This window comes from Streptomyces sp. NPDC020898 (assembly GCF_044333925.1).
Lineage (GTDB): Bacteria > Actinomycetota > Actinomycetes > Streptomycetales > Streptomycetaceae > Streptomyces.
This window is the reverse complement of sequence record NZ_JBIRRV010000009.1, coordinates 256,131-276,398: the sequence shown is the minus strand read 5'-3', so window position 1 is coordinate 276,398 and position 20,268 is coordinate 256,131. Positions and strand designations below refer to the sequence as shown.

The following is a 20,268-nucleotide window of genomic DNA, read 5'->3' as shown; positions in this document are numbered from 1 at the left end:
CCGCTGCCCGTATCTCCGTCCTCAGTCTTCAGTCCTCAGTCCAATGCCGTCGCCCGGGTCAGACGGGCCCCCAACTCCCGTACCCGCTCGACCAGTTCGGCCGGTTGCCGGACCGTGAACTCGCAGTCGAGCGTCGCGAGCCGCATCGCCATCCAGTCCACCGGGTCGTCGACGGAGGCGCGGATGCGGCAGCTGTCCTCGTCGAGGGGTTCGGGGGTGCCGAGCCAGGCCGGGAGGCGGTCGGCGACATACGCGGCCGGGGCGGCGAACGTCGCCTCGAACTCGTACGCCTCCTGCCGTCCGTGGATCGACCGGCGCAGATACTCCGCCGCGTCGCCCTCCGGCAGCTCGCGCGGGGTGAAGCGGGCGCCCGTCGCGAGGGGGTCGCTGACCCGGTCGACGCGGAAGGTGCGCCAGTCGGCGCGGTCGAGGTCGTAGGCGACGAGATACCAGCGGCGGCCGGTCGACACGAGCCGGTAGGGCTCGGTCAGCCGCTTCGTGGGTGTCCCGTCCTTGGCGCGGTAGGCGAACCGCAGCCGCTCCTGCCCGGCCACCGCCGAGGCCATCACCGTCAACGTCTCCGGGGCGATGACCGCGCCGTCGCCGCTGGTCAGCGGGGTGGTCGCGGCCTGGAGGGTGGACACGCGCCGGCGCAGCCGGGACGGCAGTACCTGCTCCAGCTTGGCCAGCGCCCGTACGGAGGCCTCGTCCAGCCCCTCGACCGCGTGCCCGGCGCCCGCCCGCAGACCGACCGCGATCGCCACCGCCTCCTCGTCGTCGAGCACCAGCGGAGGCATCGCCTTGCCCGCGACCAGCCGGTACCCGCCGTCGGAACCCTTGGTCGCCTGCACGGGATAGCCGAGTTCGCGCAGCCGGTCGATGTCCCGCCGCACGGTACGCCGGGACACCCGGAGCCGGTCGGCGAGCTCGCCGCCGGGCCACTCGCGGGGCGTCTGGAGGAGGGAGAGGAGCTGAAGGAGCCGCGCCGGGGTGTCTGTCGTCATGGGTACGAGGATGCCCGACCACTAGGACATGATCTGACCTAATAGGGTCCTAGCTTGACGACATGACCTCCACCGAAACACCCACGGTTGTGCCTGACCGGCGGCGCTGGTTCGCCCTCGCCATCGTGATGACCGCGGCCTTCATGGACCTCGTCGACGTCACGATCGTCAATGTCGCGATCCCGTCGATCCAGCGTGAGGCCGGCGCCTCCTTCAGCCAGATCCAGTGGATCACTGCCGGATACGCGCTCGCCTTCGCCGCCGGCCTCGTCACCGGCGGGCGGCTCGGTGACATCCACGGCCGCAAGCGGCTGTTCCTCGTCGGCATCGGCGGATTCACCCTCGCCTCCGCCCTGTGCGGCTTCGCCGCGAACCCGGAGATGCTGGTCGCCTCCCGCATCCTCCAGGGCGCGATGGCGGCGCTGATGGTCCCGCAGGTCCTGTCGATCGTCCACGCGACCTTCCCGGCGCACGAGCGCGGCAAGGTGTTCGGGCTCTTCGGCGCGATCGTGGGCCTGGGCGCGGTGACCGGTCCGCTGCTGGGCGCACTGCTGACGGAGTGGGACCTGTTCGGCCTCGGCTGGCGGCCCATCTTCCTGATCAACCTGCCGGTCGGCATCGCGGGACTGATCCTCGGCCACCGCTTCATCACCGAGTCGAAGGCCCCGCGGGCACTGAAGCTGGACATGGTCGGCGTCGCCCTGGTGACCTTGGGCCTGCTGATGCTGCTCTACCCGCTGACGCGCGGCCGCGAGCTGGGCTGGCCGCTGTGGGGGTACCTGTCGATGGCGGGCGCGCTCGGTGTGTTCGGCGCGCTGGTGGCGTACGAGAAGCGGAAGATCCGGATCGACGGCTCCCCGCTGGTCGAGCTGTCGCTGTTCAAGGTGAAGAGCTTCGCCGCAGGGATCGCCGTGCAGACCGTCTTCGGGGTCGGCCTGGGCATCTTCTTCCTGGTCTGGACGCTGTACATGCAGTACGGGCTCGGCTGGAGCGTGCTGCGGGCCGGACTGACCGGCGTGCCGTTCTCGATCGCGGTGTCGGTGGCGGCCGGGATGTCCGTCCAGAAACTGGTCCCCCGCTTCGGCCGCAAGGTGCTCCAGGCCGGCGCGCTGGTGATGGGCCTCGGCGTGCTGCTCTACATCTGGGAGTCCGGCCGGTACGGCCTGGCCATCGCCTCCTGGCAGATGGCGCTCCCGCTGGTGGTCATGGGCGCCGGCATGGGCCTGATCGTCGCCCCGCTGACGGACGTGGTGCTGTCGGAGGTGCCGAAGGAGCACGCCGGGTCGGCGTCCGGGCTGATCAACACCGTGCAGCAGATGGGCTACGCGCTCGGACTCGGGCTGGTGTCGGTGGTGTTCTTCGGGGTGATGGGGGACCGGCTGGCGCCCAGTCAGGTGGGGCCGTCTTTCGTGGACGCCTTCCAGAACGCGCTGGGGTGGGTGGCCGGGCTGATGGGCGTGATCTTCCTGGTGATGTTCGCGCTGCCGGCCCGGCCTGTCGTGGCCGAGGAGCCCGACGCGGAGTCGGCGGACGAGCGGGAGAAGGTCCTCGTCGGCTGAGCGAGGACGGTGGAGCAGCGAGGCCGTTGGAGTAGGTGGCAGACGAGCAGGTGGCTGCCAAGGGCCCGTCGCCCCGGAGGAATCCGGGGCGACGGGCCCGCCGTTTGGGTACGGAAGCCCGTTTGTGTCCACTCCATGCCCGAACCTGTTTACTTTCCGGAAATCCGGGCGTAGCCTCCGAACGAATCCACAAGTTCGGGCACGAGTGGGCAACTGGGCAACTGGTCGGAGGCGACAGACATGTACGCACCGGAGCGGCAGCAGGAGATCCTGCGGCTCGCCCGTGCCGGCGGGCGGGTGGACGTGCTGTCCCTCGCCGAGCAGTTCCAGGTCACCGCGGAGACCATCCGCCGGGACCTGAAGGCTCTGGACCGCGCGGGCCTGCTGCGGCGTGTGCACGGCGGGGCCATACCGGCCGGTCGCCTCGACTTCGAGCCGGACCTCACCGAGCGCGAGTCGACCTACGCCGACGAGAAGGACCGCATCGCCAAGGCGGCCCTCGCCGAACTGCCCACCCAGGGCACCCTCATCCTCGACGCCGGCTCGACCGTCGCGCGCCTCGCCGCCGCCATCCCGCTGGAGGCGACGCTCACCGTCGTCACGCACAGCCTTCCGATCGCGGCCCGCCTCGCCGACCACCCCGGCATCCAGCTCCACCTCGTCGGAGGCCGCGTCCGGCACCGTACGCGCGCCGCCGTGGACGGCTGGGCGCTGCGGGCGTACGGCGAGATCCGCGCCGACGTCCTGTTCGTGGCCGCCAACGGGTTCTCCGCCGAGCACGGGCTGACCACGCCCGACCTCGCCGAGGCCGCCGTGAAGCGGGCCGCCGTGGACGCCGCCCGCCGAGTGGTGCTGCTCGCCGACTCGACGAAGCATGGCGAGGAGCACTTCGCCCGCTTCGGGGACCTGGGCGACGTCGACCTGCTGATCACCGACAGCGGGCTGGACCCCGAGGACGCCACCGCCATCGAGGCCGGCGGCACGGAGGTAGTGCGCGCATGATCCTCACCGTCACTCCCAACCCGTCCCTCGACCGTACGTACGAGGTCCCGTCGCTCGACCGCGGTGAGGTCATCCGGGCCACCGGCGAACGCATGGACCCGGGCGGCAAGGGCGTCAACGTCTCACGGGCGGTGGCCGCCGCCGGGCGCCGGACCGTGGCCGTGCTGCCGCTGGGCGGCGCGCCCGGAGCGCTCGTCGCCGACCTGCTCGACGCCCAGGGCATCGAGGTCGCGCCGGTGCCGATCGCCGGGCCGACCCGGTCCAACATCGCCCTCGCCGAATCCGACGGCGTCCTGACGAAGATCAACGCACCGGGCCCCGAACTGTCGCCTGCGGAACAGGAGTTGCTCCTGGAGACCGTGCGCCGGCAGTCGGCCGACGCCGACTGGATCGCCTGCTGCGGCAGCCTGCCGCGCGGCCTCGCCCCCTCCTGGTACGCCGACCTCGTCGCCCGTACGCACGCGGCGGGCGCCCGCATCGCCCTCGACACCTCCGGACCCGCCCTGCTGGCCGCCCTGCGCGAACGCCCCGACGTCGTCAAGCCCAACGCCGAGGAGCTGGCCGAGGCGGTGGGCCGTCCCCTCGCCACCATCGGCGACGCCGTGAAGGCCGCCGAGGAACTGCGCGAACTCGGCGCGGGCGCCGTCCTGGCCAGCCTCGGCGCCGACGGACAACTCCTCGTCAACGGCTCCGGCACCTGGTTCGCCAGCGCGCGCGTCGACACCGTACGCAGCAACGTCGGCGCCGGTGACTCCTCGCTCGCCGGCTTCCTGATCGCCGGCGGCAGCGGCCCCGAGGCCCTCGCCTCCGCCGTCGCGCACGGCGCCGCCGCCGTCCAGCTCCCCGGCAGCGTGATGCCGACCCCCGCCGACCTCGACCCGTCCGCCGTGACGGTGACGAGCGAGATACCCGTGGACCGCGTACTGAGGGAGCCCGTGTCATGACGACGACGTTGACGACGGCGCCCACCACCCGGTGCGTCCGTCCCCCTGAACCGGCCCTGACGCGGCGGGGTTCCCCCGGCCCCGCCGCAGCCACCCCCCTCCCCCTGAAACCCCACTGCACCACCCCCGTCCCCAGCCCCGCCCACCCCACGCCACGGGCAATACGCGTGCGAAGGAGCCCGCGATGAGCGAGATGATCACCGCGGATCTGGTCGACCTCGACCTGTCCGCCCAGACCAAGGATGCGGCGGCCCGCGCCCTCGCCGAACGCATGGTGGCGAAGGGGAGGGTGACCGACCTCGACGGCTTCCTCGCCGACGTGGCCGCCCGAGAGGCGCAGATGCCGACCGGCCTCGACGGCGGCATCGGCATCCCGCACTGCCGAAGCGAACACGTGACCGAGCCGACGCTCGCCTTCGGGCGCAGCGCCGCCGGGATCGACTTCGGCGCGGCGGACGGTCCCGCCGACCTGATCTTCCTGATCGCGGCCCCCGCCGGCGCCGACGACGCCCATCTGACGATCCTGTCGTCGCTGGCCCGCCAGCTGATGAACGACGAGTTCACGACGGCACTGCGATCGGTGGACGACGCGGAGGCAGCGGCCGCGCTGATCCGCGGCGACGAGGCCCCGGCCACAGAGGGCACCACCGCAGACTCCGCGGCGGCTTCGGCGGCGGCCTCCGCCGAAGTCGCCGCGGGTACCGACGACGGTGACGATAGTGATGGTGCCGACGAGGGCGCGCGCCCGTTCCGTATCGTCGCCGTCACCTCCTGTCCGACCGGTATCGCGCACACCTACATGGCCGCCGAGTCCCTGGAGAACGCGGGCCGCGAGGCGGGCGTCGAGATCGTCGTCGAAACGCAGGGCTCCGCCGGGTTCACCCGGCTCGACCCCGCGGCCATCGCCGACGCGGACGGCGTGATCTTCGCCCACGACGTTCCCGTACGGGAGAAGGAACGCTTCGCCGGGAAGCCGACCGTCGACGTCGGCGTGAAGGCCGGCATCAACAAGCCCGCCCAGCTGATCGCCGACGTACGCGGCAAGGCCGAGCGCGGCGAGGTCACCGCGAGCGCCAAGGGCGGCGGCACGCCCGTCGAGCGGGCCGGCGAATCCGGCGACAACTACGGCACCAAGCTGCGCAAGTGGCTGATGACCGGCGTGAGTTACATGGTCCCGTTCGTCGCCGCGGGCGGTCTGCTGCTCGCCCTCGGCTTCGCGATCGGCGGCTGGGAGATCAACAAGGCGCCCTCGGTCATGGAGCACTTCTCCTGGACCCAGGTCGACAGCTGGGGCGCACTGCTGTTCCAGATCGGCGGCGTGGCCTTCGGGTTCCTCATCCCGGTCCTCGCCGGCTACATCGCCTACGGCATGGCCGACCGCCCCGGCCTCGTCCCCGGCTTCGTCGGCGGCATGATCGCCTCGAACATCGCGGCCGGCTTCCTCGGCGGCCTGGTCGCCGGTCTGCTGGCGGGCGGAATCGTCCTCTCCATCCAGAAGATCAAGATCCCGCCGGTGCTGCGCGGCATCATGCCCGTCGTGGTGATCCCGCTGATCTCCTCGCTCATCGTCGGCTTCCTGATGTTCGTCGTCGTCGGCAAGCCCATCGCCGAGGCCCAGAAGGGCATGACGGACTGGCTCTCCGGCCTCTCCGGCACCAACGCCGTCCTCCTCGGCATCCTGCTCGGCCTGATGATGTGCTTCGACCTCGGCGGCCCCGTCAACAAGGTCGCGTACGCCTTCGCCACCGCCGGAATCGCCGTCCAGGACCCGAGCGACGCCGCGATGAAGGTCATGGCCGCCGTGATGGCCGCAGGCATGGTCCCGCCGCTGGGCATGGCGCTGGCCACCGTCGTCCGCAAGAAGCTCTTCACCCCGGCCGAGCAGGAGAACGGCAAGGCCGCCTGGGTGCTGGGCGCCTCGTTCATCTCCGAGGGTGCGATCCCGTTCGCGGCGGCGGACCCGCTGCGCGTCATCCCGGCCTCCATGGCGGGCGGCGCGGTCACCGGCGCACTGTCGATGGCCTTCGGCGCCACCCTCCGCGCCCCGCACGGCGGCATCTTCGTGGTCCCGCTGATCGGCAGCCCGTTCCTCTACCTGCTCGCCATCGCCGCGGGCACCTGCGTCACGACGGCCCTGGTCGTCGTCCTCAAGGGCATGCGCAAGACGGGCCCGGGTGCCACGGCGCCCGAATCACCCGAGGGTGCGGCCGCGACGGCGACGGCGAAGAAGGAGCCGGTCGCCGCGTAAGCGCGGAGCGAGCACGCGAGACGCCACGGTCCCGGACAGGGTGTTCCCCGTCCGGGACCGTGGCGTTTCGCACTGCTCAGTCTCCAGGAACGGTTACGACGTCCGCGCGGCCCGGCGCTCCATCGCGTCCCGCGCCCGGTCCTCCGTCGGATACACCTCGCACATGTGCCGTCCGTCGGGCGTGGCCGTGTGCTCGACCTCCCAGAGGGAGACCTCCTTGCCGCCGGACAGCAGGAAGGCGTGCTCATAGAGCGAGAAACCGATACCGGCGCGGCCCGCCCGGCACGGGCGCCCGAAAGCCTGGGTGATCTGGTGCGCGAACGCGGTCCGCAGCAGGTCGGCGATCTCCGCCCCCGGCGGGTCCGGGTTCTCCGCGCGGCGTAACAGCCGGCGCGCGTGGTCCGCGGAGTCGTCGGGAATGTACACATGGCCCGGTGTGAGGACCGGCGTGAGCTGCACCGTCACCGGCAGCTCGAAGTCCGGGGCGTCAGGCGGCAGCGGCAGCCGGGCCGTGGCGGCACGCAGCTCCTCCTCGTCGACATACACCTCGTGCTGCGGACCCGCCCCCGGCGCCGTGTTGTGCACCAGCTCCCAGAGGGTGAGCGCCGCACCGTCGGCGAGCAGCCACGTATGTCGGTACGTCTCGCGGTGCAGCCCCGCACTGTGGTGCGCGGAGTGCAGTGAACTGTCGTGCGCCAGCGCGCAGTCGAGCCGCCGTATCGTCTCGTCGGGCAGTTCGAAGGAGTTCAGCGCACGGCCGAGGAGCCGCGCGAGATGCTCCTCCGGAGACTCGGGCGACTCGGGTGGTTCGTACGCTGCCGTCTCGTACGGAACGCTCAAGGCTTCTCCCGGCGTTGCTGCATGTCACCTTGTGGGTGCATACCGTAGCCCCTCGGTCGGACATCATGTCCGGGAACCGAGAAAACATATGCCTGAAGGACGCACGGGCCGCGCGAAAAGTTCCCGCACGACCCGGCGACACCGCCGACGAACCGTCAACACGCCCTGTTCAGACGGCACTTCAGGCCGTGCTCCCCGCCGTCCACTCGCTCCACGGCAGATTCCAGCCATTGAGACCGTTGTCCGGCGCGACCTGCTTGTCGGGGGAGTTCTTGACGACGACGACATCCCCGACCATCGAGTTGTCGAAGAACCACTTGGCGGGCGTGTCCCCCTGCGCCCCCTGCACGTCCCGCAGCCCCACGCACCCATGACTGGTGCCCGTCCGCCCGAACGGCGGATTGCCCTTCTTGTACCAGTAGTTGCCGTGGATGAAGGTCCCCGACGTGGTCAACCGCATCGCGTTCGGGACGTCCTTGATGTCGTACGCGTTGGCCAGATCGACCGTACGGCTGTCCATCCGCGTCTCCCTCAGCTTCTCGGAGATCACCATCTGCCCGTTGTACGTGGTGAACTCCGGGCTGCCGGCCGAGATCGGCACGCTCTTGAGGGTCTTCCCGTCCCGTACGACCGTCATGGTCTGCGTGTCGACGTCGACCGTGGACACCTGCGAGCGCCCGATCGTGAAACTCACGGTCTTCTTCTGTACCCCGACCACGCCGTTGGCGCCCTCGACCCCGTCCAGGTCGATCTTCATCGTGACCTTGGAACCGGCCTTCCAGTACTCCTCGGGCCGGAAGTCGAGCCGCTGCGCCCCGAACCAATGCCCCACCACCTCCTGCCCGCTGCTCGACGTCACCGTGATGTGCGAGCGCACGGCCGCCTGGTCGCTGATGGCCTTGTCGAACGTGAACGACACCGGCATCCCGACCCCGACCGTCGTCCCGTTGTCCGGCGTGTACGTCCCGATGAAACTGTTCGCCTTGGAGACCGTCGTGAACGTCGAATCGGCGGCACCGGCCCGCCCGTCCGCGTCCTTCGCGGCCGCCGATATTCGGTACCGCGTCCCACGCTCCAACTGCTCCGCGGGCTGCCAGCTCCGCCCGTCCGCGGCTATCGCCCCCGCCACGGCCGCCCCCGACCCCGCGACGGTCATCTTCACGTCGGTCAGCGTGCCACCGCTGACCTTCACACCGGTCGTGTTGATCGACGCACCCGTCGACCCGTCCTTCGCGGAGATGGCGATCCGAGCGGCCGACGTCGCGACGGAACCGCTACTGCCCTTGCCGTCACCGCCCTCGCCCCCCTTGCTGTCGTCGCCTCCGCTGCCGCCACCGCACGCGGTGAGGGTCAGAGCGCCGACCATCAGGACGGCACAGGCCCCCAGCGCGCGCCGAGTTGTTGTCTCCGGCGTTGTCACGGGCTGCTCCAGGTGTGTGTGGTCGGGCGTATCCGGGCTGTTCGGGTTGTTCGGACGATCTGCTCCCCTTGCGTGAAGAAAGAGGGAAACACCGTCGGCCCGGGTTCCCGACGACCGCACTCACACCCATCACGTGACAGAACCGCGACAATCGCCGTCCCTTGGGGGAATCCCCCCGCCCCGCCCCCCGCCCCGCCCTCCGCCCCCTACCGCCCTCCGCCCCCTACCGCCCCCCATACAACTCCCCGTACGACGGCCACGCCCCGCCCGCTCCCGCCACCGACTCCGCCGCCCGTACCGCCCGGACGATCGCCCGTGTCACCAGGTCGGCGCCCGCCGCGAGGATCTCGTTCAGCGCGAGCGGGTTGTCCTCGGACAGTGGACGCGTCCCCGTCGCCAACGTGAACACCGTGTCCCCGTCGGTGAGCAGATGCACCGGCCGTACGGCACGTGCGATGCCGTCGTGTGCCGTGCCTGCCACCTTCTGGGCCTGCGCCTTCGTCAGCGCCGCGTCGGTCGCGACCACCGCGAGCGTCGTGTTCAACGGGGGGAGCGGGGTCTGTGCGGCGACCTCGGCCAGCCGCCGCCGCGCCGCCTCGTGCACACCGGCCGCCGGATACCCGACGCGCCGCCCCTCGAACAAGTCCCCGTACAGCACGCCCGTTTCCGGATCCACCGTGAAACCTGCCGCGTTGGCCACCACCAGCGCCGCCACCGTGATCCCCGAGTCGAGCACGGTGCTCGCGGTGCCGACACCGCCCTTGAGGTGCCCGACCACCGCCCCCGTACCGGCGCCCACGCACCCCTCCGCCACAGGGGCGCCCAATTCGCTCGCGGCGGCTGCCTCGACCGCGGCCCGTCCGGTGGCCGCGTCCGGCCGGGCCCGGAAGTCGCCACCCCGGCCCAGGTCGAAGACGCAGGCGGCGGGCACCACCGGCACGACGTGCCCCGGGTCGGGCCCGACCCGCACCCCGCGTCCCCGCTCCTCCAGCCAGGCCATGACCCCCGACGCCGAGTCCAGCCCGTACGCGCTGCCGCCCGTCAGCACCACCGCCTCGACCTTCCGCACAACGTTGCGCGGATCCAGGGCGTCGGTCTCCTTGGTGCCGGGTCCACCACCCCGCACGTCCACGGCGGCCACAGCCCCACCCTCCGGTGCGAGCACGACCGTCGTACCGGTGAGCCACCCGTCGCTGTTACGCGTCGCGTGCCCCACCCGCAGGCCGGCGACATCTGTCAGAGCGTCAACTGTCATGGCCCTCAGTCTCGTCCAGCGCCCGCTGTCCCGCTTCTTCGGCTGCCTGCGTGCTTCCGTGTCTCGCAGGCTGAACGGCGGCGCCGGAGCATGATCGTGGTCCGGCGAGCGCCCCGCGGCCCGCGCGGCGCCGGGCAAGCGGGAGGTACGGCCAGGCAGGCGGGACGTACCCTGGAGCCATGAGCAGCCCCGCCGCCCCCGAACCGCGCGCCCCGAAGCCCGCGCTGATCTTCGACGACCCGCTGGACCAGCAGTCGTCGGACGACACGGACCGAGGCTGGGGCGAGCGCCCCGGCGACGGCAGCGGCGACAGCGCGGCCGACCTGAAGCGCTTCCTCGACGAGAAGCCGCCCCACCACTGCTGAGCAGCGCCCCACCACTGCTGACCGCCGCCCCACCACCTCTGGACCGGGCCCGACTGTTCCTGGACCGGGCCCGACCGCCCCCGAACCGGACCGAGCCGCCTCTGGACGAGGCCGAGCGCAGCCCTTGTTACTCGTTGTGCCCGGAGCCTCGCTGTGCCACCAGGGCGTCGCGGATCTCCTTGAGGACCTCCAGTTCGCTCAACTCGACGATCTCCTGGGTGCCTTCCTTCGCCTTCTGGCGGGCCGCAACCTTGGCCAGGTACTTCGACATCGGCAGGACCATCAGGAAGTAGACGACGGCCGCGGTGATCACGAAGGTGAGCGTGGAGCCCAGAACCGAGCCCCACATGATCTTGACGCCGGTCGCGGTGTCGCCGGTGCCGGTGCAGGGGTCCTTGATGCAGGAGCTGTAGTTGTCGAGGTTCTTGGTCCCGAACGCCCCCACCATGGGGTTGATGACGCCCTTCACCACCGAGTTGACGATGTTGGTGAACGCGGTACCGATGACTACCGCGACCGCCAGGTCGACGACGTTGCCGCGTGTCAGGAAGGTTTTGAAGCCGTCCCAGACGCTCGGTTTCTTCTTCTCGCTCACCGCGGGGCCTCTCCTCGTGCGCACAAGTCGTGGAACAAACAGTTCCGCAACCTACGTCAACGCGTAGCGGCCGTGTCCAATTGGCAAGCTCCAACGAGGGACTTGACGCATCCCGCTTCGAGGTGATCACGCCGCGGCTCACCACACCGTCACCGCCAACCGCGCCGTCGTGCTCGCGCCGGCCAGCCGGGACGCCGTGTCGCGCGGTACCGAGAGCACGACCAGCGCCCCGCCCTCGGCCACGCTGTCCTGGGGCGTCGGGGCCTGGGGCACCTGGGTCACCCGTGCCCTGCGCGCGACCACCCGGGCGTCGGTGCCCGTCGGCGACTCCTCGGCCGCGATGACGTCGACCCGGTCACCGGGCCGCAGCAGCCGGACCGTGGCCGCGTCGGCGATCCGTACCGGCGCCGTCACCATCTCGACGGCGCGCCGCTCCCGTACGGGATCCGCCACGGGGTGACCACGGACCCGTCCGGCATCGGGCGGCGGACCCGTCGCCTCATGTGGGCCCGCCGCCACCATCGCCGCCGCCGTGACGGCGAGCCCGACGGCCAGCGCCCGCCTCCGGTGCCGTACCAGCCGCCGCAGTCGATACCGCCCGCCGCGCACCCGCACGGGGGCGAAGTGCGGCACCTCGCAGGGCGCGGGGACGAGAGGAACGGACTGCACGGGACGACGTACGGGAGAAACGGGGCGTACGGGAGACACGAGGATCACCACCTGTGACGAGGGATCTGCTTGCGCTCCCACGATGAGGCCTCGCGGCGAACCGTGCTGAGGCCTGTGTGTTACTCACCGGTTGTGGACAACTCGCTCACCCGAACGGGAAGTTCCGCCCCCTGAACCCGTACCCGGCCCTTCGTCAGGGCAGTTCGAACCCCGGGTCCATCCCGCCCAGCGCCTTCGTGCACAGGCAGTCCCGTGTTCCGTCCGCCGGGAGTGCAGCCACCGCGTCGAAGAGGACGCCCCGCATCCGGTCGACGTTCGCCGCGAACACCTGGAGCACCTCCTCGTGCGAGACGCCCTCGCCGGTCTCGGCGCCCGCGTCGAGGTCGGTGACCAGGGCCAACGACGTGTAACAGAGCTCCAGTTCACGGGCGAGCGCCGCCTCGGGGTGGCCCGTCATGCCCACCACCGACCAGCCCTGCGCCTGGTGCCACAACGATTCCGCGCGGGTCGAGAACCGCGGCCCCTCGATCACGACCAGCGTGCCGCCGTCCACCGGCTCCCAGTCGCGCCCGCGCGCCGCCTCCAGGGCCACCTTGCGGCCGGCCGGGCAGTAGGGGTCGGCGAGGGACACGTGCACCACGTTGGGGACGTCGCCGCCGGGCAGCGGGAGGCCGTCGAAGTACGTCCCCGCCCGGGACTTCGTACGGTCGACCAGCTGGTCCGGCACGAGCAGCGTGCCCGGGCCGTGCTCGGGCCGCAGACCGCCCACCGCGCACGGGGCGAGCACCTGACGCACGCCGACGGAGCGCAACGCCCACAGGTTGGCGCGGTAGTTGATGCGGTGCGGCGGAAGATGGTGGCCGCGTCCGTGCCGGGGCAGGAAGGCGACCCGGCGGCCGGCGACCTCGCCGAGGAACAGGGAGTCGCTGGGGGAGCCGTACGGCGTGTCCACCTGTATCTCGGTCACGTCGTCGAGGAAGGAGTAGAAGCCGGAGCCGCCGATCACGCCGATCTCGGCACCTGCGGCGCTCACGGGATTCACCTGATTCACCATGCCCGCAGATTAGCCGCGCGGGAAAAACGCCGAAGACCCCGTCGCCGTACGACGACAGGGTCCCGTGGGCCGGGAAAAGGCGGTGCTTACGCGGCCGAGCTGGTGCTCGACGAGCTGCTGGAGCCCGACGAGGAGCTGGACGACGACGTTGAGGACGACGTGTTCGAAGAACCCGACGATCCCGACGAACTCGACGACGAGTCCGAGGAGGACGACGTCGAGGCCGAGGTGGTCGACGGCTTCGCCGCCGGCGCGCTGCTCGACGAGGAGCCGCGGCTGTCGTTGCGGTAGAAGCCGGAGCCCTTGAAGACGATGCCGACCGCGGAGAACACCTTCTTCAGGCGGCCACCGCAGTTGGGGCACTCGGTCAGGGCGTCGTCGGTGAACTTCTGCACCGCTTCGAGGCCCTCAGCGCACTCTGTGCACTGGTACTGGTAGGTCGGCACTTGTCTTCCTCCTGGCACTCTCACTCGATGAGTGCTAACGACGGTCAATACTGACGTATTCCCGGGGATCAGTCCACTGTCACCGGTACGCGGTGACCGACGCCACGTGCCACGGTCCGGCTCGCCGGGCCGATCGTCGCCCGCGGTGCGAGCCGTGAACGCAGGGTCACCAGGGTCGCCAGGGCCAGCAGTGTGCCGCCCATGGGGACCAGGAATCCGGCGCCGGCCCACAGGTGGTCCTCCAGTTGTCCGGCGGCGGTGACGGCCACCGCCTGGCCGAGGGCGACCGCGCCGGTGAGCCAGGTGAAGGCCTCGGTGCGGGCGCCGGCCGGGACCAGACTGTCGACGAGGGTGTAGCCGGTGATCAGCGCGGGCGCGATGCACATGCCGACCAGGAGGCCGAGTCCGGCGAGGGTCAGGACGGAGTCGGCGCTCCACAGGCCGGAGGCGGTGACCGCGAGGGCCGCGTACCCGGCGACCAGGCGCCGCTGCGGGGCCATGCGCCAGGCGACGGCTCCGCAGACCAGGCCGGAGAGCATGTTGCCGGCGGCGAAGACCCCGTACAGAACGCCGTTGAGGCCGGGGTTGCCGATGGACTCGCTGAACGCGGCGAGGGAGACCTGCATACCGCCGAAGACGGCTCCGATGCCCAGGAAGGCGACGATCAGTACGCGTACCCCGGGGATGCTCAGTGCCGAAACGCGCTGCACGCGTGCGTGCGGCCCGCTGAGGGGGCTGTCCGTGGCGGCCGGGGGCTGGGTGCTTCGCTGTGCGGCGAACAGGAGGCCGCCGAGGAGGGTCAGGGCGGCCTCGGTGACCAGGCCGGCCGCCGGGTCCACGGCCGTGCACAGGGCGGTCGCGAACAGAGGGCCGAAGACGAAGGTCAGCTCGTCCGTGACGGACTCGAAGGCCGCCGCCGTCGGCATCAGGGGCGAGTCCTGGAGCTTCGCCGCCCAGCGGGCGCGGACCATGGGGCCGACCTGGGGCGTGGAGGCGCCGGCCAGGGTGGCGGCGGCGAACAGGGTCCACAGGGGGGCGCCGGTGAGCGCCAGCGTCGTCAGGGTGAGGCCGGCCAGGGTGTGCACGACGACGCCGGGGACCAGGACGGCGCGTTGTCCGTAGCGGTCGGCGAGGCGGCCCCCGTAGGGCGCGCACAGGGCCATGGAGACGCCGGTGACGGCGGCGACGGCGCCCGCGGTCCCGTACGAGCCGGTGGTGTGCTGGACGAGCAGCACGATGGAGATGGTGAGCATCGCGAACGGCTGTCGCGCGGCGAAACCGGGGAGCAGGAACGTCCAGGCGCCGGGGGTGCGGAGCAGTTGTCCGTAGCCGGGGCGGAGGGACTTCGAGGTGACCGTGGATGCCACGGCCGTGCCTTTCTGCTGGCTGGTAGCACGGCCCCTTCGCGTGGGGCGGCGCCGAGAGCTGTCCTCTTGCGCGGACTGCGGTAGATGCCGACGCCCACGATGAGGATGTTCCGGCCGCCATACGGTCGCGCCAGCTCTGCTTCAGACAGAGGTGGTTCGATCAGGTGCGCCTTCACTGTACAGGGCAAACGGGTGTATGTACCTGTGAAAGGAAGAGGCGAGATAGGTCACGCCTCTGCTCCGTTTCCGCCCGTCCCCAGCCACTGCGCCAGCTTGCCGCCCTGTCCCACGGCCCGCAGCCGTCGTTCCGTCGCGTCGCGGACCGGGTCCGTCGTCACCACGAGGAGTTCGTCGCCGCGGCGCAGAACCGTCGTGGGCAGCGGGACGAACGATTTTTCGTCGCGTACGACGAGGGTGACGGCGGCGCCCGGTGGCAGCCTCAGTTCGCCCACCTCGACGCCGTGCATCTTCGAGCCGTCGGGTATCGCGACGGACAGCAGATGCCCGCGCAGCCGCTCCAGGGGCGCCGACTCGATGCCCAGGTCGGCTGCCTCCGCGCTCTTGCCGAGGCGCAGGGTGCGGGCCAGCCAGGGGAGTGTCGGGCCCTGGACGAGGGTGTAGACGACGACCAGGACGAAGACGATGTTGAAGATGCGACGGCTGTCCTCGATGCCGCTCACCATGGGGATCGTCGCCAGGATGATGGGCACGGCGCCGCGCAGCCCGGCCCAGGACATCAGGGTCTGCTCCTGCCACGGCACCCGGAACGGCGTCAGGCTGACGACCACGCTCAGAGGGCGCGCCACCATGGTCAGGACCAGCCCGATGACGAGCGCGGGCCAGATGTCGTCGCCCATCTCGTGCGGGGTCACCTGGAGTCCGAGCAGGACGAACATGCCGATCTGGGCGATCCAGCCGAGTCCGTCGGCGAAGCCGCGGGTGGCCGGCCAGTGCGGCAGTTTCGCGTTGCCGAGCACCATGGAGGCCAGGTAGACGGCGAGGAAGCCGCTGCCGTGGGCGAGCGCGCCGGCGGCGTACGCGGTGACCGCGATCGCCATCACGGCGATGGGGTAGAGGCCGGACGCGGGCAGGGCCACGTGCCGCAGGCCCCAGGAGCCGAGCCAGCCGACCGCGATGCCGATGGCCGCGCCGATGGCCAGCTCCAGGACGATGACGCCCAGCAGTTTGTACCAGTGCTCCACCGGGCCCGCCGTGGACAGCGAGACGACCAGGATGACGACCGGGGCGTCGTTGAAGCCCGACTCCGCCTCCAGGGTGCCCGTCACGCGCGCGGGGAGGGGGATTTTCCGCAGTACGGAGAACACCGCCGCCGCGTCCGTCGAGGACACCACCGCCCCGATGATGAGCGCCTGCCGCCATTCCAGCCCGACCAGGTAGTGCGCGGCCGTCGCCGTGATCCCGACGCTCACCGCGACCCCCGCCAGCGCCAGCACGGACGCGGCCGGGAGGACGGGCTTGATCTCCTTCCATTTCGTGCCGAGTCCGCCCTCGGCCAGGATCACGACGAGGGCCGCGTATCCGATGACCTGGGTCAGTTCGGCGTTGTCGAAGTGGATGTCGCCGATGCCGTCCTGGCCCATGGCGACGCCGATCCCCAGGTAGACGAGCAGGCTGGGGAGCCCGCTGCGCGAGGAGATCCGGACCGCTGCGACAGCGATGAGGAGGACGAGCGAGCAGACGAGCAGGAGCTGGTTGAGGTGGTGGACAGTCAGCGGCCGTTCCCTTCCCTGACCCGGCGCGGCACGCGCGCGGGCTCACGCTTACATCGGACACGAAGTGAGGTCACCGCGCACCCAAGTACTTCGTTACCTTACCTAACTCTTGACGATTTCTTGACGCTTCCGTATGCATGATCGAACGCCCGTCCGTTCTCGTACCCGACTCCGCGTCAAGTCGCGTCGGGCCCTGCGCCTATGGTTGCTCCAGCACTCCAGTACCGCCTGCCGCTCGCGTTAGGACAGCAAGGACAGCGATGCCCCCCACTACCACCAGCTCTTCCGGACACAAGCCCGGCAAGTCCGGCAGGAAGAAGGGGCGCAAAGCCCGACTGTTCGTGATTGTCCTGGTCCTGGCCCTTATCGGAGGCGTCGCCTACGGCGCGTTCTGGTCCGTCAGCACCGTGCGGGCCTCCTTCCCGCAGACCAAGGGGTCCATAACGCTCGACGGTCTCTCAGGACCCGTCGACGTCAAGCGCGACAGCTACGGCATCCCGCAGATCTACGCCTCCTCCGACGACGACCTGTTCATGGCACAGGGCTACGTCCAGGCGCAGGACCGGTTCTACGAGATGGACGTACGCCGGCACATGACCTCGGGCCGGCTCTCCGAGATGTTCGGCAAGGGGCTGGTCGACGAGGACGAGTTCCTGCGCACCCTGGGCTGGGACCGGGTGGCGAAGGAGGAGTACGACAAGACCCTGTCGGCCGCCACGAAGAAGTACCTCCAGGCCTACGCCAAGGGGGTCAACGCCTACCTCAAGGGCAAGGACGGCGCGGACATCTCCCTGGAGTACGCGGCCCTCGGGTTCACCAACGACTACAAGCCGCAGGAGTGGACCCCGGTCGACTCGGTCGCGTGGCTGAAGGCGATGGCCTGGGACCTGCGCGGCAACATGGAGGACGAGATCGACCGGTCCCTCCTGACCAGCCGCCTCGGCCCGCAGCAGATCGCCGACCTGTACCCGGAGTACCCGTACAGCCGGAACAAGCCGATCGTCCAGGAAGGCGCGTACGACGCCGCTACGCAGACCTTCGTCCAGGGCGGCAGCGCCGCGAGCACGCAGTCCGCGGCGTCCGGTGCGGCCGGCTCCACCATCGTGGACTCCGCGGCTCTCCAGAGCCAGCTGGAGGGCCTCTACAGCGCCCTGGACGACGTCCCGACGGCCGTCGGTGTGAACGGCAACGGCATCGGCTCCAACTCCTGGGTCGTCGCGGGCGCCCACACCATCACCGGCAAGCCGCTGCTGGCCAACGATCCGCACCTGTCGCCGTCGCTGCCGTCCGTCTGGTACCAGATGGGCCTGCACTGCCGGAGCATCTCCGCCAAGTGCCAGTACGACGTCTCCGGGTACACCTTCGCGGGCATGCCCGGCGTGATAATCGGCCACAACGGCGACATCGCCTGGGGCATGACCAACTCGGGCGCCGACGTCACCGACCTCTACCTGGAGAAGCTCTCCGGCGACGGCTACCTGGTCGACGGGAAGACGAAGCCCTTCATCACGCGCGAGGAGACCATCAAGGTCGCCGGCGGCAGCCCCAAGACGATCGTCGTCCGCGAGACCGACAACGGGCCCCTGCTGTCCGACCGCGAGGACGAGCTGGTGAAGGTCGGCCAGAAGGCCACCGTCGACGCCTCGGCCCCCGACCGGGGCGACGGCTACGGCATCGCGCTGCGCTGGACCGCGCTGGACCCCGGCAACTCCATGGACGCCGTCTTCCTGATCGACAAGGCCAAGAACTGGGCCGAGTTCCGCGCGGGCGCTGCCTCCTTCGACGTGCCCTCGCAGAACCTCGTCTACGCGGACACCGAGGGCAACATCGGCTACCAGCTGCCGGGACGCATCCCCACGCGCGCGGCGGGCGACGACGGCTCCCTCCCGGTGCCCGGCTGGGACTCCAAGTACCGCTGGACCGGCTACCTCAAGCAGGCCGAACTGCCCTTCGAGTTCAACCCGAAGCGCGGCTACATCGTGACCGCCAACCAGGCCGTCGTCGACCAGGCCAAGTACCCGTACACGCTCACCACGGACTGGGGCTACGGCACCCGCAGCCAGCGCATCGCCGACCTGATCGCCTCGAAGATCAGGGGCGGCGGCAAGATCTCCACCGACGACATGCGCCAGATGCAGCTCGACAACAGCAGCGAGATCGCCAAGCTGCTGGTGCCCAAGCTGCTGGCGATCGACGTCGACGACAAGTACGTCCGTGAGGCGCAGAAGCTCCTGGTGGGCTGGGACTACACCCAGGACGCCGACTCGGCCGCGGCGGCCTACTTCAACTCGGTCTGGCGCAACATCCTCAAGCTCGCCTTCGGCAACAAGCTGCCCAAGGAGGTGCGGGTCAAGGGCCAGTGCCTGTACGTCAGGCCGGTGAACACCACCGGCCCCGCCGACGCGGACCAGCCGGTGCTGGAGTGCGGTCAGCGGGACGCGGACCAGGCGCAGCCGGACGGCGGCGACCGCTGGTTCGAGGTGGTCCGCAAGATCATCAACGACCAGGACAACTCCTGGTGGAGCACCCCGAAGACCCGCACCGAGAAGGCGGCGACCAACCGCGACCAGCTGTTCGCGCGCGCCATGTCGGACGCCCGCTGGGAGCTGACCGCCAAGCTCGGCAAGGACATCGACACCTGGAGCTGGGGCCGGCTGCACCGCCTGTTCCTGAAGAACCAGACCCTGGGCACCGAAGGTCCCGCGGTCGTGCAGTACATGCTCAACCGCGGCCCCTGGAGGCTCGGCGGCGGCGAGGCGACGGTCAACGCGACCGGCTGGAACGCGGCCGGCGGCTACGGCGTCGTCTGGGTGCCGTCGATGCGGATGGTGGTCAACCTCGGCGACCTCGACAAGTCGAAGTGGATCAACCTGACGGGAGCCTCCGGGCACGCCTTCAGCGACCACTACACCGACCAGACGGGCAAGTGGGTCAAGGGCGAACTCCTGGACTGGTCCTTCACGGACCAGGCCGTCGACGCCGGCACGAGCGACACGTTGTCGCTGAAACCGTCGTGAGCACCCGCTGACCCGAACCGGCCCTCCACGCGCGCGTGGAGGGCCGGTTCGCATTCGGGGCCCACCGTCAGGGACGGCCGCGGAACCGGCGCACTCCCGACGGCGTGACCACCGCGTGCACCGGCCGGTCGTGCGGCTCGGCCGGGACACGGCGGACGACCTCGGAGTCGTACAGCAGCACCACCAGGGCCGGATCGGTGCCCGCCCGCTCCAGCCGGGCCAGCACACGGTCGTACGAGCCCCCGCCGCGCCCCAGGCGCATCCCGAGGTCGTCCACGGCGAGGCCGGGCAGCAGGACGGCGTCGGCGCCCGTCACGGCGTCCGGTCCCAGGCGCTCGCCGGACGGCTCCAGGAGGGCCATCCGCCCGCCGTGCCGCACCTCCACCAGGGACCCCTCCCCGCGGTACGCGCCCCAGTCCAGGTCGTTGTCCGCGAGGAGGGCCGGCAGCAGGACCCGTACCCCGCGCGCGTGGAGAGCGTCGAGCAGCGCCCGGGTGCCGGGTTCGGTGCCGACGGAGACGTACGCGGCCACCGTGCGGGCGTGCGCCAGTTCGGGCAGGCCGAGCGCGCCGGCGGCCAGTGCCGTCGCCGCGTCCTGGACGTCGTCGGCCGTCAACCTGCTTCTCACCGTGAGGAATTCACGCCGCAACAATCGCTTGTCAGGCTCTGTCACCATGGCTCTCCCGGAGTCCCTTCCCGTGCTCTGCCAGTGCTCTCATGCAGCTCAAAGGGTGCATGTGCCGATATGAG

General features: G+C 70.7%; 17 protein-coding genes. 6 read left to right on the top strand and 11 right to left on the bottom strand.

Annotation, left to right across the window (positions count from 1 at the left end):
- Window positions 1-35 precede the first annotated feature (35 nt).
- Complete coding sequence (locus tag ACH4TV_RS28100) at window positions 36-1,004, bottom strand: helix-turn-helix transcriptional regulator (protein ID WP_398402810.1); 969 nt, start codon at window positions 1,002-1,004, stop codon at window positions 36-38.
- 62 nt (window positions 1,005-1,066) lie between these two features.
- Between ACH4TV_RS28100 and ACH4TV_RS28095 the strand changes: the two genes are divergently transcribed.
- From ACH4TV_RS28095 to ACH4TV_RS28080, 4 genes are all read left to right on the top strand, one after another.
- On the top strand, window positions 1,067-2,563 hold the full coding sequence (locus ACH4TV_RS28095) for an MFS transporter (protein WP_398402808.1): 1,497 nt from the start codon (window positions 1,067-1,069) through the stop codon (window positions 2,561-2,563).
- A gap of 240 nt (window positions 2,564-2,803) precedes the next feature.
- Window positions 2,804-3,565, top strand: a complete 762-nt coding sequence (locus tag ACH4TV_RS28090) for a DeoR/GlpR family DNA-binding transcription regulator (RefSeq protein ID WP_398402806.1) — start codon at window positions 2,804-2,806, stop codon at window positions 3,563-3,565.
- The gene (pfkB, locus tag ACH4TV_RS28085; protein WP_398402804.1) at window positions 3,562-4,509 is read left to right on the top strand and encodes a 1-phosphofructokinase; all 948 of its coding nucleotides are present in this window, start codon (window positions 3,562-3,564) and stop codon (window positions 4,507-4,509) included. Before ACH4TV_RS28090 ends, pfkB begins: the two co-directional genes overlap by 4 nt.
- 184 nt (window positions 4,510-4,693) lie before the next feature.
- Window positions 4,694-6,757: a fructose-specific PTS transporter subunit EIIC gene (locus ACH4TV_RS28080; protein WP_398402802.1), complete on the top strand. Its 2,064-nt coding sequence runs from the start codon at window positions 4,694-4,696 to the stop codon at window positions 6,755-6,757.
- Between the two features lie 93 nt (window positions 6,758-6,850).
- Here the strand turns inward: ACH4TV_RS28080 and ACH4TV_RS28075 are convergent, their stop codons facing one another.
- The 3 genes from ACH4TV_RS28075 to ACH4TV_RS28065 all read right to left on the bottom strand — a co-directional run bounded on the left by ACH4TV_RS28075 (window position 6,851) and on the right by ACH4TV_RS28065 (window position 10,272).
- Window positions 6,851-7,597 carry a DUF6227 family protein gene (locus ACH4TV_RS28075; protein ID WP_398402800.1) on the bottom strand — a complete coding sequence of 249 codons (747 nt, stop codon included), beginning with the start codon at window positions 7,595-7,597 and terminating at the stop codon, window positions 6,851-6,853.
- A gap of 181 nt (window positions 7,598-7,778) precedes the next feature.
- Window positions 7,779-8,963, bottom strand: a complete 1,185-nt coding sequence (locus ACH4TV_RS28070) for an Ig-like domain-containing protein (RefSeq protein ID WP_398403012.1) — start codon at window positions 8,961-8,963, stop codon at window positions 7,779-7,781.
- Between the two features lie 277 nt (window positions 8,964-9,240).
- Entirely contained in the window at window positions 9,241-10,272 is a 1,032-nt protein-coding gene (locus ACH4TV_RS28065) for a P1 family peptidase (protein ID WP_398402798.1), read from the bottom strand.
- A gap of 179 nt (window positions 10,273-10,451) precedes the next feature.
- Between ACH4TV_RS28065 and ACH4TV_RS28060 the strand changes: the two genes are divergently transcribed.
- Window positions 10,452-10,637: a hypothetical protein gene (locus tag ACH4TV_RS28060; protein ID WP_398402796.1), complete on the top strand. Its 186-nt coding sequence runs from the start codon at window positions 10,452-10,454 to the stop codon at window positions 10,635-10,637.
- A 127-nt stretch (window positions 10,638-10,764) separates the two neighbouring features.
- Here the strand turns inward: ACH4TV_RS28060 and ACH4TV_RS28055 are convergent, their stop codons facing one another.
- The 6 genes from ACH4TV_RS28055 to ACH4TV_RS28030 all read right to left on the bottom strand — a co-directional run bounded on the left by ACH4TV_RS28055 (window position 10,765) and on the right by ACH4TV_RS28030 (window position 16,501).
- On the bottom strand, window positions 10,765-11,232 hold the full coding sequence (locus ACH4TV_RS28055; RefSeq protein WP_398402794.1) for an MscL family protein: 468 nt from the start codon (window positions 11,230-11,232) through the stop codon (window positions 10,765-10,767).
- 138 nt (window positions 11,233-11,370) lie between these two features.
- Window positions 11,371-11,940, bottom strand: a complete 570-nt coding sequence (locus ACH4TV_RS28050) for an RcpC/CpaB family pilus assembly protein (RefSeq protein ID WP_398402792.1) — start codon at window positions 11,938-11,940, stop codon at window positions 11,371-11,373.
- A gap of 154 nt (window positions 11,941-12,094) precedes the next feature.
- Window positions 12,095-12,955 (bottom strand): S-methyl-5'-thioadenosine phosphorylase, encoded by an 861-nt coding sequence (locus tag ACH4TV_RS28045; RefSeq protein WP_398402790.1) that lies wholly within the window; start codon window positions 12,953-12,955, stop codon window positions 12,095-12,097.
- 86 nt (window positions 12,956-13,041) lie between these two features.
- Window positions 13,042-13,401: an FmdB family zinc ribbon protein gene (locus ACH4TV_RS28040; protein ID WP_398402788.1), complete on the bottom strand. Its 360-nt coding sequence runs from the start codon at window positions 13,399-13,401 to the stop codon at window positions 13,042-13,044.
- 68 nt (window positions 13,402-13,469) lie between these two features.
- Window positions 13,470-14,768, bottom strand: a complete 1,299-nt coding sequence (locus tag ACH4TV_RS28035) for an MFS transporter (protein ID WP_398402786.1) — start codon at window positions 14,766-14,768, stop codon at window positions 13,470-13,472.
- A 227-nt stretch (window positions 14,769-14,995) separates the two neighbouring features.
- On the bottom strand, window positions 14,996-16,501 hold the full coding sequence (locus ACH4TV_RS28030; RefSeq protein WP_398403010.1) for a potassium/proton antiporter: 1,506 nt from the start codon (window positions 16,499-16,501) through the stop codon (window positions 14,996-14,998).
- A 260-nt stretch (window positions 16,502-16,761) separates the two neighbouring features.
- Here ACH4TV_RS28030 and ACH4TV_RS28025 point away from each other — a divergent pair, with 260 nt between their 5' ends.
- Entirely contained in the window at window positions 16,762-19,518 is a 2,757-nt protein-coding gene (locus ACH4TV_RS28025) for a penicillin acylase family protein (protein ID WP_398402784.1), read from the top strand.
- 67 nt (window positions 19,519-19,585) lie between these two features.
- On the opposite strand, the gene ACH4TV_RS28020 is transcribed toward ACH4TV_RS28025, so the two are convergent.
- Window positions 19,586-20,194 carry a 5-formyltetrahydrofolate cyclo-ligase gene (locus tag ACH4TV_RS28020; RefSeq protein WP_398402782.1) on the bottom strand — a complete coding sequence of 203 codons (609 nt, stop codon included), beginning with the start codon at window positions 20,192-20,194 and terminating at the stop codon, window positions 19,586-19,588.
- Window positions 20,195-20,268: the final 74 nt, after the last annotated feature.

What these genes read in the sequence shown, in the direction of transcription:
- ACH4TV_RS28100 (WP_398402810.1), bottom strand. Translation starts at nt 1,004, where the DNA reads ATGACGACAGACACCCCGGCGCGGCTCCTTCAGCTCCTCTCCCTCCTC.
- ACH4TV_RS28095 (WP_398402808.1), top strand. Translation starts at nt 1,067, where the DNA reads ATGACCTCCACCGAAACACCCACGGTTGTGCCTGACCGGCGGCGCTGG.
- ACH4TV_RS28090 (WP_398402806.1), top strand. Translation starts at nt 2,804, where the DNA reads ATGTACGCACCGGAGCGGCAGCAGGAGATCCTGCGGCTCGCCCGTGCC.
- pfkB (WP_398402804.1), top strand. Translation starts at nt 3,562, where the DNA reads ATGATCCTCACCGTCACTCCCAACCCGTCCCTCGACCGTACGTACGAG.
- ACH4TV_RS28080 (WP_398402802.1), top strand. Translation starts at nt 4,694, where the DNA reads ATGAGCGAGATGATCACCGCGGATCTGGTCGACCTCGACCTGTCCGCC.
- ACH4TV_RS28070 (WP_398403012.1), bottom strand. Translation starts at nt 8,963, where the DNA reads ATGGTCGGCGCTCTGACCCTCACCGCGTGCGGTGGCGGCAGCGGAGGC.
- ACH4TV_RS28065 (WP_398402798.1), bottom strand. Translation starts at nt 10,272, where the DNA reads ATGACAGTTGACGCTCTGACAGATGTCGCCGGCCTGCGGGTGGGGCAC.
- ACH4TV_RS28060 (WP_398402796.1), top strand. Translation starts at nt 10,452, where the DNA reads ATGAGCAGCCCCGCCGCCCCCGAACCGCGCGCCCCGAAGCCCGCGCTG.
- ACH4TV_RS28045 (WP_398402790.1), bottom strand. Translation starts at nt 12,955, where the DNA reads ATGGTGAATCAGGTGAATCCCGTGAGCGCCGCAGGTGCCGAGATCGGC.
- ACH4TV_RS28025 (WP_398402784.1), top strand. Translation starts at nt 16,762, where the DNA reads ATGCCCCCCACTACCACCAGCTCTTCCGGACACAAGCCCGGCAAGTCC.
- ACH4TV_RS28020 (WP_398402782.1), bottom strand. Translation starts at nt 20,194, where the DNA reads ATGGTGACAGAGCCTGACAAGCGATTGTTGCGGCGTGAATTCCTCACG.